Source organism: Saccharothrix sp. CCNWYY140, assembly GCF_037401995.1.
Taxonomy (GTDB): Bacteria; Actinomycetota; Actinomycetes; order Mycobacteriales; family Pseudonocardiaceae; genus Actinosynnema.
This window is the reverse complement of sequence record NZ_JBBEGC010000013.1, coordinates 1-12055: the sequence shown is the minus strand read 5'-3', so window position 1 is coordinate 12055 and position 12055 is coordinate 1. Positions and strand designations below refer to the sequence as shown.

Below are 12055 nucleotides of genomic sequence, written 5' to 3'. Positions count from 1 at the left end.
CGGGTGGTGGCACATCGGGCGACAGCCCTATTCGAAGAGTCGCAGTCGGTGCGCGGTGGCGGCGGCCTCGACACGGTTGGCCACGCCGAGCTTGCCGAGGATGTTCGACACGTGCACGCTCGCGGTCTTCGCCGAGATGAACAGGCGCTCGGCGATCTCCCGGTTGGCCAGCCCGTCGGTGACCAGCCGCAGGATCTCCACCTCGCGGGCGGTCAGGCCGAAGCCGGTGCGCTTGGCGGCGCCTTCGCCGGTGAGGGTCACGTGGGCGCGGCGGGCGAGGTCGGCGGCACGGGTGCGCAGGGGCTCGGCTTGCAGGGCGTCCGCCAGGGTGACGGCCCGGCGCAGGTGGTCGGCGCGGGCTTTCGGGTCCTGGGCGGCGTGGTCGAGGAGGGCGGAGGCGAGGTGGAAGGGCTGGCCGAGCGCCTCCCACGCGGGGATCGCCTCGGGTGAGCCGTGGAAGGTCAGCGACCAGGCCCGCTGCACAGGGCCGACGACCGGGAGCTCCGGCGGTTGCGGCAGCTCTGGCGGTTGCGGCAGGTCAGGCGGGGTGGGGCGCGGCCTCCGGCCCCCGTCTCCATTGTCCCACGGGGTACCGACAAAACCGGCGGCTTGGGAGGTCTCGGCGGGCGTGATCAGGCCGGCTCTGCGGGCGGTCACCAGGAGGGGCCAGGCGAAGCGGGAGACGTGTGGCAGGTGGGGTAGGGCCAGGACTGGAGACAAGACCTCGGCGGCGTCGTGACCCTGTGCCAAGCGGACCTCCGCCTCCAGGCGGGTCGGGAGGAGTGGGTCTTGGGTGAAGCCGCCGTCGACCAGGTCGTGTGCTCGGGCTACGGCCCATGCTGCTCGGTCGAGATCACCGCGGTGCAGGTCCACGAAACCCTTGAGGCACAGCAGGTGTGCCTGGTGGTTGGGTGGTGGGGCGTGGTCCAGGGCGTGGTCGGCGGATTCCACGGCCTCGTCCCACCTGCCCGCCGCGACCAGTGTCATGGTCAGCGCCACCGCGTGTTCGACGCCTGCGGACCGGGCCAGGCCCAACTCTTGCGCGGTTCGGATGCCCTTGCGGGCCAACTCCTCGGCGCGGTCCAGCCTCCCGAACGCCTCGCACAGGGACGACTCCCAGCGCAGGGCGCGCAGCCGGATCTGGTGAGCGGCGACGGATTCGGCGATCGCGGCGGCCTTGGTCAGGCGCGGTAGTTGGGCGTCCAGGTCGCCCTGGCGGGCGTCCAGCGCGGCGAGGGTGATCAGGGCGGCGGCCTCGGACGGGTCGTCGCCGGCGTGGTGCGAGGCGGCCAGGGCCTGTTCGGCGACGGTGCGGGCCTCGTCCGGCGCGGGCACCTCCATGAGCCTTCCGGCGAGGGAGTTGAGCAGGTAGCCGCGGATGGCGTGACCGTCCGGGACGATGTCGACGGCGCGGCGGTGGTCCTCCAACGCCTCCGGGCGGCCCAGGCGGGCCAGCATCCGGGCGCGCTGCTCCAGGACCGCCGCGTAGCGGATGCGTTCGGCGTCGACGTCGAGAGCCGCCAATAGTTCGGTGGTCAGTTCGACGCCTCGGGTGTCCTCGCCGGCCCGCCACGCGGCTTCGCCCGCGTTCTCCAGCACGGTGTTCCGGTCCACGGCGAGGTGTCCGGCGTGCTCCCACAGGGTGAGGACGCGTTCGAGCATGGCCAGTTGTTCGGCGTGGGCGAGGGCGCGGCGGGCGGTGTCGGCGGCGTGCCACGCGGCTTCGACGGCGCCGGTCAGGTCGCCGGCGGCGTGGCGGTGGTGGGTCAGTTCGGCGGCGGCGTCCGGGGGCAGGGCGCGCGCGTAGCGGGCGTGCAGGTCGACCCGTTCGCCGGGCAGCAGGTCGGCGCACACCGCGTCCCGGATCAGGGCGTGCCGGAAGGCGTAGCCGTCGCCGTCAACGACCAGCACGCCACCGTCCACAGTGGACCTGATGGCGGTGGTGTCGACGACCCGGCTCAGCACCGCGTGCGGCACCCGCGCGCCACCGACCGCCGCCGCGCGCACGATCGCCACCGCGTCCGGCCCGAGCCGGTCCACGCGGCCCAGCAGCAGTTCCGCCAGGGACCGCCCGGCGGACCCGTCCAGCAGGGCTTCCACGAACAACGGGTTGCCCGCGCTGCGCCGGAACACCGTCCGCGCGAACTCCGGATCGGGCTCCGCACCCAGGATCTCCCGCAACTGCGCCTGGACGTCCCGCGCGGACAACCGCCCCAGCTCGACCGCGCGCACCCACGGCACCCGCCCGAGCTCCGCCAGCACCGCCCGCAGCGGACGGCTGGTCTCGTCGGTCCGGTGGGTGACCACGATCAACGACCGCGGCACCGCGCGCTGGTTGCGGACCAGGAAGTCCAGCAGGTCGCGGCTGGACCGGTCGGCCCAGTGCGCGTCCTCCACGACCAGCACCACGGGCCGGGTCTCGGACAGCCGGGACAGCAGCGCGAGCACACCCTCGAAGAGCCGGGGACGAGCCTCGTCACCCGGACGCGCGTCGACCAATCCGGGCACGAGCGGCGCGAGGGCGACCCGCTCCGCCTCACCCAACTCGACCCCGCGCAACGCGGCGACGAACGGCGCGAACGGCAACCCGTCCAACTCGACGCACCCGCCGACCAGCACCCGCGCGTCCAGCCCGGCGACGAACTCCGCCACCAGCCGGGACTTCCCGACACCGGCCTCACCGCCGAGCAGCACGGTCGCGGGCGCGTCGGCGAACGCCTCGACCAGCCGGGCCGTCTCCGCGCCCCGCCCGACCAGGACCGGACTCACCCGCTGCGCGCTCATGACGAACCGAGCCTAACCCGTGCGCGCGCACGCAAAGAAAAACGGCACACCGCTGACACCGTGTGATGAGCACGGTGTCAGCGGTGTCGAATGGCCGTCCGCGGCGAACCGTCGGTCCCCGAAGGAACACGCGGATTGTCGGACCCCGATGAGACAATGGACATCGGGGGCCGCAGGCCGCGGGGCGCTCAGCCGCCGTTGCGGCGGAAGAGCCTGCGCCCGACGAAGTTCGCCTGGTGCGGTTGGCCGGGGTTCTTGTTCACGCCGCCGTTCTTCTGGGCGTGGCCGCGCCGTTCGCGGCGGTTGGGCACGTACTCCGGTTCGACGTGCTCGGCCTGCTCGGGCTGCTCGCCGTCGGCCGGGGTGGTGGGCTGCTCGGTCATCGGACCCCTCCTAGGTGTGGCGTTGTCGCTGGTCAGCGACGCCGCATGGCGTACTGGCGCGGGTTGACGACGAGGCGTCCCCCGCCGAAGCGCGGCTGGGCCGCACCCGGGGTACGACGGGCCTTCCGGTTGGTCGGCAGACCGTCGTGTGGTGGTTCGTTGCGCATGGTGGGCATGCGACCGCCTCCTGACGTGAATTTCGAGGCGTGCAAAGGCAGACGACCGCAGACGTGTCGTCAGAGAGCCGCTAGGGCCACCAGGAAAGGGCGCTCGGCACGGGCGCAATCGCCTCGCGTGCGGCGCGGGAGGAGGAATCCTCAGAGGTAGATCTGGAAGAACATGTCGATGACGTTAGCGCGTCCCCTCCGCACCTGCCAAGAACTTTTCCGAGCGATCAGTGTCACCACCCGAACGGGCAACCGACCACCGCACCGCCGGACCCGTCGCCAACGCCGCCGCCAGGAACAGCCCGCCCAGCGCCAGCCACCCCACCGCGCCGCCGCCCAGCACCAGCGTGGTCAGCAGCAGCGGGCCGACGGTCCGCGCCACGGCCGCGCCCGTCCCGTAGAAGCCCTGGTACTGCCCTTGCTTGTCGGCGGGCGCGAGCCCGAACCCGATCTCCCACGACCCGGCGCCGTGGAACATCTCCCCCACGACCTGCACCGCCGCCCCGACCACGAGCACGGCCACCGCGACCCACACGCCACGCCCTTCGGACAGCGCGAACACCCCGCACGACACCAGCAGCAACACCCCGCCGCGCCGCACCGACCGCACTGCCGTGCGCAGGTCCGTCACACCACGCGCGAGCCGCACCTGCCCCACCACCACAGCGCCGGTGTTGAGCACGAACAGCGCGCCCACCACCCACGCCGGAGCCTCCGTCCGCTGCACGATCCACAGTGGAATGACCAGGCTCAGCATCGGCATGTACAGCAACATGATCGCGTTCAACAAGGCCACGACGGCGTAAGGACGGTCCCGCAGCACACCCGCCCGCTTCGGCCCGGACACCCGCACCACGACCTCGGGCAACCCGAGCAGCACCACGGCGGCGACCAGGAACCCGGCGGCGTCGACCGCGAACACCGCGAGGTACGCCACCGGCGTGTCCAGGTGCAGCGCGACCGCCCCCAGCCCGGCCCCGACCGCGAGCCCGGCGTTGAGCACCGACTGGAGGACCGCCCGCACCCGCGTCCGCCGCTCCGGCTCGACCAACCCCGCCAGCAGCGCCTGCCGCGCGGCCTGCAACCCGCTCTGCCCGGAGGTGTAGACGCACGCCGCCGCGAGGAACGCCGGCAGCGACCGCACGACCAGGAACAACGCCAACGCCCCCGCCGTCACCACGGCCAGCGCGACCGCGATCCGCCGCGCCCCGAACCGGTCGGCGAGCTGCCCCAGCGGCACCCCGGCCACCGCCCCTACCGCCCACGCCGCGGTCAGGGCGAACCCGACCTGCGCGACGGACAGCCCGACGACCCGCGTGAAGAACAGCGCGGACGACACGTAGAACGCGCCATCGCCCACCGAGTTGACCGCCTGCGCCAGCGCGAGCCGCTTCGTCGTCCCCATGATCGCTACGCTAATCGGGTGATTGGCCCAGGTGAAGCGCCAAGAGCGTCCCGAATTCTTGGGCCAATCGAGGGAGCAGCCCGGTGTCAGGTCGGGAACAGGTCCGTGTCAGGCGCCCTGGCGACAGTAAGCGCATGACAGCGATCAAGGCCTCGGGACTGCGGAAGTCCTACAAGGACAAGGTGGTGTTGGACGGCATCGACCTCGATGTCCCCTCCGGCACGGTGTTCTCCCTGCTCGGCCCGAACGGCGCCGGCAAGACCACGACCGTCAACGTGCTCACCACGCTGCTCAAGGCCGACGCCGGCACCGTCCACGTGGCCGGGCACGACATCGCCACCGAGACCAAGGCGGTCCGCGCGGCCATCGGGGTCACCGGCCAGTTCGCCTCGGTCGACGAACTGCTGTCGGGCCGGGAGAACCTCCAGCTCATGGCGGACCTGCACCACCTGCCGGCGGCGGAGTCCACGCGGGTCGTCGCCGACCTGCTCGGGCGCTTCGGCCTGGAGGAGTCGGCGGGCAAGCTCGCCTCGACCTACTCCGGCGGCATGCGCCGCAAGCTCGACCTGGCGATGACCCTGGTCGGCAAGCCCCGGGTGGTCTTCCTGGACGAGCCGACCACCGGCCTGGACCCGCGCAGCCGCCGCACGATGTGGAGCATCGTCCGCGAACTGGTCGCCGACGGCATGACCATCTTCCTCACCACCCAGTACCTCGAAGAAGCCGACCAGCTCGCCGACAAGATCGCCGTGCTCGACCAGGGCAAGCTCGTCGCCGAGGGCACCCCGGCGCAGCTCAAGCGGCTCGTCCCCGGCGGCCACGTCCAGCTCCGGTTCGCCGACGCGACGCACCTCGCCGCCGCGGCCCGCGTCCTGGCCGCCGGCACGCCCGACGAGGACGACCTGGTCCTGCGGGTGCCCAGCGACGGCGGCGCGAAGTCGTTGCGCGCCCTGCTGGACCGGCTCGACGAGTACGCGGTGGACGTCGAGGAGTTCACCGTGCACCTGCCCGACCTCGACGACGTCTTCCTCGCCCTCACCGGTCACTCGAACAAGGAGGCCTCGGTCCGATGAGCACCGACGCTGGGATCATGTTGCGCCGCAACGTCAAGCACACCCTGCGCAGCCCGGTCGCGCTGTTCAACGCGATCCTCATGCCGATCGTGATGATGCTGATGTTCGTCTACGTCTTCGGCGACGCCTTCGACGTGGGTGTCGACTACATCGACTACGCCACACCGGGCATGCTGATGATGACCCTCGGGTACGGGCTCAGCGCCACCGCCACCGCGGTCAACTCGGACATGACCAAGGGCATCATCAACCGGTTCAGGGTCATGGACGTCTCGCGCGGCGCGGTGCTGACCGGGCACGTGGTGTCCACAGTGGTCCGGACCGTGCTCGCCCTCACGGCGGTCTTGGGCGTGGCGTTCCTGCTGGGGTTCAGCCCGGCGGCGACCGCCGGTCAGTGGCTCGCGCTGGCCGGTGTCCTGGTGCTGGCCAGCTTCGCGATCGGCTGGCTGACCATCGCGATGGGCATGGCCGCGAAGACGCCGGAGTCCGCCGGTTTCGCCACCGTGCCGCTGATCATGCTGCCGTTCTTCAGCAGCGCGATCGTGCCGGCCGAGAAGATGGGTCCGGGTGTCCGGCAGTTCGCGGAGTACCAGCCGTTCACGTCGATCATCGAGAGCGTGCGCGGGTACTTCACCGGCACGCCCGCCACCGGCCAGACGATCGCGGCGGTCGCCTGGTGCGTCGGGATCGCCGTCGTCGGCTACGTGTGGGCGCGGACGACGTTCAGCCGCCGAGCGTGACCGCCGCCAGCTCCCGCCAGTCCGCCCGCTCGCCCTCCCGCGTCGCCTCGGTGAACCCCTGGTCACCGAGGCGACGTCGTGCGGCGTCCTCGATCCGGGCCAGGTCCGGTTGGGACCGGTCGGGCAGGCCGAGGACGCCGGCGCTCGCGCCGAGCAGCCGGGCGGCCTGCTCGGGCTCGTCCCGGCGCAGCGCCAGGTCCGCGAGCCCGAGGAGCACCGGTGCGACCGAGAACGGGTGCCCGGCCTCCACCGCCGCGGCGAACGCGGCGGCCCGGTGCCGGCGGGACTGGTCGAGGTCCTCGGCCAGGTAGCCGAGGAAGTCCTCGGTCATCGCGCGCATGGACGGCTCCTCGGCCTTCTCGGCCAGCAGGGCCGTGGCCACGCCGAGTTCCCGGCGCGCCTGCTCGGTGTCACCGTTCCAGCGGGCCAGTTCCGCCTTGGCCACAGCGAGGTCGGTCAACGCGTCCGGCCAGGCGACCCGTTCCGCGACGCGCTGCGCGGCGGTGACGGCCACCTCGCTCCCGCTCTTGTCCCCCATCAACCAGTACAGCTGGGCTTGTCGCGCCCGCATCCGCACGACGTCCTCCAGCGCGCCGACCTCGGTGACCACGGCGATCGCCTGCTCGATGTGCTCGCACGCCCGGGTGAACTCGCCGCGCATGGCGATCCGGTTGGCCAGCTCGGTCGACGCGAACGACAGGCCCCACCGCTCGCCGATCGCGCGCATCCCGGCCAGCGCCGCTTCGAGGTGGGCGTCGGCCTCCAGACCGCCGTCGCCGCTCATCACCCGCATCTTGCCGACGTGGAGGCGGGCGACCGAGCGCACCCAAGGGTCCTCGTCGTCCAGCAGCGGTTCGTAGGCCGACAGGGCGTCCTCCGGCGACCGCAGCATGCGTTCCAGCGGCAGGATCAGCCGCACCGCCGGGTGCAGGCCCGGGACCCGCTCGCTGATCTCGTGGACCTGGTGGATCCAGTCCCGCGCGTGGTGCTGGTCGCTGCCCCGCCCGGCGGTCAGGAACGTCGTGACGAACGTGTAGACCATCGCCCGGATCTCGTCGGCGACCTCGCCGGGCGTGCCGACCGCCGCCATGACCAGCTCGTTGCCCAGGACCTTGTGCCCGCCCAGCCACCAGTACCAGGCCGCCGCCGCCGCGAGCCGCATCGCGCCCTGCGCGTCGCCCGCCGCGACCGCGCCCCGCATGGCCGCCGCGATGTTGTCGTGCTCGGCTTCGAGCAGGGCCAGCCACTCCAGTTGCTCGGCGGCACGCAGGTGCGGCTCGGCGGTCTCGGCCAGGTCGGTGAAGTGCGCCAGGTGCGCCCGCCGGGCCAGGTCGACTTCGCCGGCCTCGTCCAGCCGGTGCTGCGCGTACTCCTTGACCGTGCCGAGCATCCGGTAGCGCGGCACCCGGTCGCCGACCACGACCACCAGGGACTTCTCGGTCAGCGCGGTGAGCAGTTCGAGCACGTCCTCCGGCTCGACCCCGCCGCCGGCGCAGACCCGTTCGGCCGCCTCCAGGCTCGCGCCGCCGGAGAACACCGAGAGCCTGCGCAGGACCGTCCGCTCGGCGTCGGAGAGCAGCTCCCAGCTCCAGTCGATCACCGCGCGCAGCGTCCGGTGCCGCGGCAGGGCCGTGCGGCTGCCGCCGGTGAGCAGGCGGAACCGGTCGTCCAGCCGGTGGGCCAGCTGGTCGAGGGTCATGGTGCGCAGCCGCGCGGCGGCCAGCTCGATGGCCAGCGGCATCCCGTCCAGCGCCCGGCAGACCCGGGCCAGGGTGCGGGCGTCGGCGTCGAGGTCCTTGCGCACCGCGCCGGCCCGGTCGCGCAGCAGCCGGACGGCCGGGGAGTCCTCGATCTCCCGCTCGCCCGCGCCCTCGGCGGGCAGCGCCAGCGGCACGACGTGCCACAGCGCCTCGCCGGTGATGCCCAGCGGCTCCCGGCTCGTGGCCAGGATGCGCAGCCGGCGGCACTCGCCCAGCACCCGGTGGGCGAACGCGGCGGCCGACTCGATCACGTGCTCGCAGTTGTCCAGCACGAGCAGGGCGTCGCGGTCCCGCAGCGCGGCGACCACCCGGTCCACCGGCTCGGGGTCCGACGTGCCCAGCAGCGGGTCGCGCAGCCGCAGCGCGCCCAGCGTCGCCTGGGCCACGTCCCCGCCCGCGCCCAGCGACGCCAGCTCGACCATCCAGGCCCCGTCCGGCACGTCGCCGAGCAGGGTGCGCACGGTTTCCGCGGCCAGCCTGGTCTTGCCCGAGCCGCCCGGCCCGATCAGGGTCGTCAGCCGGTGCTCGGCGACCAGCCCGCGCACCGCGGCGACGTCGTCGTCCTTGCCGACGTAGCTGGTCAGCTCGGCGCGCAGGTTGGTCTTCGGGCTCTCCTCCTCGCGCGGCCCCACCTCGCCGCGCAGCAGGGCGACGTGCAGCGCGGCCAGCTCCGGCGAGGGGTCCACGCCCAGGGCGTCGGCGAGGGCTTCCCGTGCGCGCTGGTACACCAGCAGCGCCTCCGTGCCCCGGCCCGCCGCACCGAGCGCGCGCATCAACGCGGCGACCAGCCGCTCCCGCACCGGGTGCGCGGCCACCAGGTCGGTCAGCTCGGCGACCAGGTCCGCGCCGCGCCCCAGGCGGACTTCGGCGTCGAACCGGTCCTCCAGCGCCGCCAGCCGCAGCCCTTCCAACCGGGTGACCGCCGCGTCGAACGCCTCGCTGTCGAGCAGCCCGACGTCCTGCATGGCCGCGCCACGCCACAACCCGAGCGCCTCGCGCAGCACCTTGGCCCGCTGCGCGTCGTCGCCGCCGCGGGCCTCACCGAGCAGGCGCTCGAACCGGACGGCGTCGACCGCGTCCGGGTCGACCACCAGCCGATAGCCGCCCGACTGCCCGTCGACCACCCCGTCCGGCAGCACCCGCCGCAGCCGGGAAGCCAAGCGCTGCAACGCGTTCGCGGCGTCGGCGGGCGGGTTCTCGCCCCAGATCCAGTCGACCAGCGCCGCCTTCTGCACCACCCGACCGGGTTCCAGCGCGAGCGCGACCACCAACGCGCGCAACCGGGCGCCTTGCACGTCCGCCACGACACCCTCGCCCGTGTGGACCTCGAACGGCCCCAGCACCCCGATCCGCACTCCGACGATTCTGCCCCAGACGGGTGACTGTCCTCGTCGGAACGCCGGATGTTCCGGTCGCGGATCGTCCGGAACCGCTCCTAGCATCGCCGGCATGGCTATCGCTCGCTTCCCCGGCATCGTCATCGACTGCCCCGACCCGGCCGCGCTGGCGAAGTTCTACGGCGCGGTGCTGGAGTGGGACGTCGACATCAGCTCCGACTGGGCGGACGTCCGCGCCGAGCACGGGCAGTCCATCTCGTTCCAGCAGGTCGACGACTACACGCCGCCCACGTGGCCGACGCAGGAGAAACCCCAGCAGATGCACCTGGACCTCATGGTCGACGACCTCGACGCGGCCGAGGCCGAGGTGCTCGCACTCGGAGCCACGAAGGCCGAACACCAGCCCGGCACGTCGTTCCGCGTCTTCCTCGACCCGGCGGGCCACCCGTTCTGCCTGTGCGTGAACTGACCGCCGTCACTCCAACTCGGCGCGCCGCTCCTCCACCACTTCCCCATCCACGACGAACGGCACCTCGGCCCGCTCGGAGAAGAACCGCCGAGCGAACCCACCCACCGCCCGCGTCGTCACGGCGTCGAACCCGCCACCGATCACGCCACCCACCAGGGGGACGCCCTTGGCCAGGGTGATCGCGCCCTTCGACGTGCCGTACTTGGCCAGGAGGGTGAACCCGACGCGTTTGTTGATCTCCCGGATCAACTGGGCCGGGATTCGCTCGATCAGGTTCATCGTGAGCTTGGCGCCGACCTTGATGCCCGCCTTCTTCAGCACCTCGGTCCCGGCGTTGCCCAGCAGGCACACCAGGATCGCCGTGCGCACCTCCTCGCTCTCCAGGTCGTGCCCGTAGACGGCGGCGATGGAGGCGATCAGGTGGGTCTGCACCAGGTAGGCGGCGGCGATGTTGGCGGGCAGGGTCACCGGCAGGGTGATGAGCCCGCCGATGTTCGTGGCGAACCCCTGGATGCCCGCCGCAGTGACGTGCGTGCGGATCAGATTGCGCACCGCCTCGTCCCGCGTCAGCCCTTGCTCGAGCAGGTCGGAGGCCATCCGGTGGGCGCCCTTGAACGGGCCGAACCCCTCGATGCCGACCTTGAGCAGGTGGTCCACGGCTCCTTGCTGCGCCTTCGCCAGCGCACCGGGTTCGTCGGCCATGACACGAGGTTACGCGTCGCCGCAGGGGGTAGCCGACCCTCATGGACATGTCCACCTTGGGAGAGGTCGTCCGAGACCGGGGCCCGTTCGCATCGGTCTACCTGGACGCCTCACACGACACGGAGGACGCGGCCAAGGCGCTGGAACTGCGCTGGCGCGGGCTGCGCGAAGAACTGGCCCGACAGGGCGCCGACGAGAACACACTGCGCGCGATGGACACAGCGGCCCTGGACCCCGCAGTGGGCAAAGCCGGCCGAGCCTTGATCGCCGCCCACGGCGACCTGCTCTTGAACCGCCCCCTACCCCGCCCGCCGGCCTCGGACACGGCCCGCTGGTCCCGCCGCCCCCACCTGCTCCCCCTGGCAAGCCTGCTGGGCCCGGAAGTCCCCCACGTGGTCGTCCTAGCCGACCGCGCCGGTGCCGACCTCCACGCCCACGACGGCAGGGTAGAAACAAACACGGAAGTCCACGGCGAAACCCACCCACTGCACAAGGTCGGCGGCGGAGGCTGGTCCCACAAACGCCTCCAGAACACGGTCGAAGAAACCGCCCAACGCAACGCGGCACGCATAGCCGAGACCGCCGAAACCTTGGCCTCCAGCATCAACGCACGCCTGCTGATCTTGGGCGGCGAACTCCAGGCCCGAGCAACAATCCGCGAAGAACTAGGCCCGAAGTGCCAAGAAATCCTGGTAGAGATCGAGGGCGCAAGCCTCTCCAACGGCACCGACGACGACTCCTTCGACGCAGCCGTACAAACCCTCATAGCCCAACACCGCTACACCCAAGAACACAACGTGGTAGAACGCTTCACAGCCGAATCCGGCCGAGAAGGCGGCCTAGCGGTCCAGGGAATGGAAAAGGTAGTGGAGGCCCTACGAGAAGCCAACGTAGCCGCCCTCCTGGTAGCCGACCGAACCCCTCTGAACGACCGCTTGGTCTTCGCCGGCGACGACCCGTCCCAGGTAGCAGTACGAGAGTCCGACCTACGCGCCCTGGGCGTGAACCAGATCGAACAACACCCGGCAGACGAGGTCCTAGCCGTAGCAGCCAGCGCCACCGGCGCAGAGCTGGTAATCACCGAGGAAGCCAACCTCTGGGAAGGCGTAGGCGCCCTACTCCGCCACACCTAACCGCACCACCCCCACGAAGCCGCCAAGCGGGCAGTCCGCCGGGGAGGACACAACTCAACTTGGGCTTCTTGCTTGTGTCATCCCCGTATGGCCTGCCCGAAG

The 12055-nt window shown here is 72.1% G+C and carries 10 protein-coding genes; 4 read left to right on the top strand and 6 right to left on the bottom strand.

Annotated features, from left to right (window positions below; genetic code table 11):
• Positions 1–27: 27 nt before the first annotated feature.
• From WBN91_RS09840 to WBN91_RS09825, 4 genes are all read right to left on the bottom strand, one after another.
• Positions 28–2784, bottom strand: coding sequence for a helix-turn-helix transcriptional regulator (locus tag WBN91_RS09840; protein WP_337726937.1), 2757 nt, complete (start codon positions 2782–2784; stop codon positions 28–30).
• A gap of 188 nt (positions 2785–2972) precedes the next feature.
• Positions 2973–3167: a hypothetical protein gene (locus tag WBN91_RS09835; RefSeq protein ID WP_337726938.1), complete on the bottom strand. Its 195-nt coding sequence runs from the start codon at positions 3165–3167 to the stop codon at positions 2973–2975.
• A gap of 32 nt (positions 3168–3199) precedes the next feature.
• On the bottom strand, positions 3200–3343 hold the full coding sequence (locus tag WBN91_RS09830) for a hypothetical protein (protein ID WP_337726939.1): 144 nt from the start codon (positions 3341–3343) through the stop codon (positions 3200–3202).
• Between the two features lie 175 nt (positions 3344–3518).
• Positions 3519–4739, bottom strand: a complete 1221-nt coding sequence (locus WBN91_RS09825) for an MFS transporter (protein WP_337726940.1) — start codon at positions 4737–4739, stop codon at positions 3519–3521.
• 134 nt (positions 4740–4873) lie between these two features.
• On the opposite strand from WBN91_RS09825, the gene WBN91_RS09820 reads away from it, so the two are divergent.
• Together WBN91_RS09820 and WBN91_RS09815 are read left to right on the top strand one after the other, a co-directional pair.
• On the top strand, positions 4874–5812 hold the full coding sequence (locus WBN91_RS09820; RefSeq protein ID WP_337726941.1) for an ATP-binding cassette domain-containing protein: 939 nt from the start codon (positions 4874–4876) through the stop codon (positions 5810–5812).
• Positions 5809–6552: an ABC transporter permease gene (locus WBN91_RS09815; RefSeq protein WP_337726942.1), complete on the top strand. Its 744-nt coding sequence runs from the start codon at positions 5809–5811 to the stop codon at positions 6550–6552. Before WBN91_RS09820 ends, WBN91_RS09815 begins: the two co-directional genes overlap by 4 nt.
• On the opposite strand, the gene WBN91_RS09810 is transcribed toward WBN91_RS09815, so the two are convergent.
• The gene (locus WBN91_RS09810; protein ID WP_337726943.1) at positions 6536–9667 is read right to left on the bottom strand and encodes a BTAD domain-containing putative transcriptional regulator; all 3132 of its coding nucleotides are present in this window, start codon (positions 9665–9667) and stop codon (positions 6536–6538) included. The genes WBN91_RS09815 and WBN91_RS09810 overlap by 17 nt on opposite strands.
• 94 nt (positions 9668–9761) lie before the next feature.
• Between WBN91_RS09810 and WBN91_RS09805 the strand changes: the two genes are divergently transcribed.
• Positions 9762–10118 (top strand): VOC family protein, encoded by a 357-nt coding sequence (locus WBN91_RS09805; protein WP_337726944.1) that lies wholly within the window; start codon positions 9762–9764, stop codon positions 10116–10118.
• Between the two features lie 6 nt (positions 10119–10124).
• Here the strand turns inward: WBN91_RS09805 and WBN91_RS09800 are convergent, their stop codons facing one another.
• A complete protein-coding gene (locus tag WBN91_RS09800; protein WP_337726945.1) occupies positions 10125–10820 on the bottom strand; it encodes an EcsC family protein in 696 nt (231 codons plus the stop codon).
• A gap of 47 nt (positions 10821–10867) precedes the next feature.
• Here WBN91_RS09800 and WBN91_RS09795 point away from each other — a divergent pair, with 47 nt between their 5' ends.
• Positions 10868–11953, top strand: coding sequence for an Rv2629 family ribosome hibernation factor (locus WBN91_RS09795; protein WP_337726946.1), 1086 nt, complete (start codon positions 10868–10870; stop codon positions 11951–11953).
• Positions 11954–12055: the final 102 nt, after the last annotated feature.

Coding starts and splice junctions, on each gene's coding strand:
- WBN91_RS09800 (WP_337726945.1), bottom strand. CDS start 10,820: ATGGCCGACGAACCCGGTGCGCTGGCGAAGGCGCAGCAAGGAGCCGTG.
- WBN91_RS09825 (WP_337726940.1), bottom strand. CDS start 4,739: ATGGGGACGACGAAGCGGCTCGCGCTGGCGCAGGCGGTCAACTCGGTG.
- WBN91_RS09815 (WP_337726942.1), top strand. CDS start 5,809: ATGAGCACCGACGCTGGGATCATGTTGCGCCGCAACGTCAAGCACACC.
- WBN91_RS09820 (WP_337726941.1), top strand. CDS start 4,874: ATGACAGCGATCAAGGCCTCGGGACTGCGGAAGTCCTACAAGGACAAG.
- WBN91_RS09805 (WP_337726944.1), top strand. CDS start 9,762: ATGGCTATCGCTCGCTTCCCCGGCATCGTCATCGACTGCCCCGACCCG.
- WBN91_RS09830 (WP_337726939.1), bottom strand. CDS start 3,343: ATGCCCACCATGCGCAACGAACCACCACACGACGGTCTGCCGACCAAC.
- WBN91_RS09835 (WP_337726938.1), bottom strand. CDS start 3,167: ATGACCGAGCAGCCCACCACCCCGGCCGACGGCGAGCAGCCCGAGCAG.
- WBN91_RS09840 (WP_337726937.1), bottom strand. CDS start 2,784: ATGAGCGCGCAGCGGGTGAGTCCGGTCCTGGTCGGGCGGGGCGCGGAG.
- WBN91_RS09795 (WP_337726946.1), top strand. CDS start 10,868: ATGTCCACCTTGGGAGAGGTCGTCCGAGACCGGGGCCCGTTCGCATCG.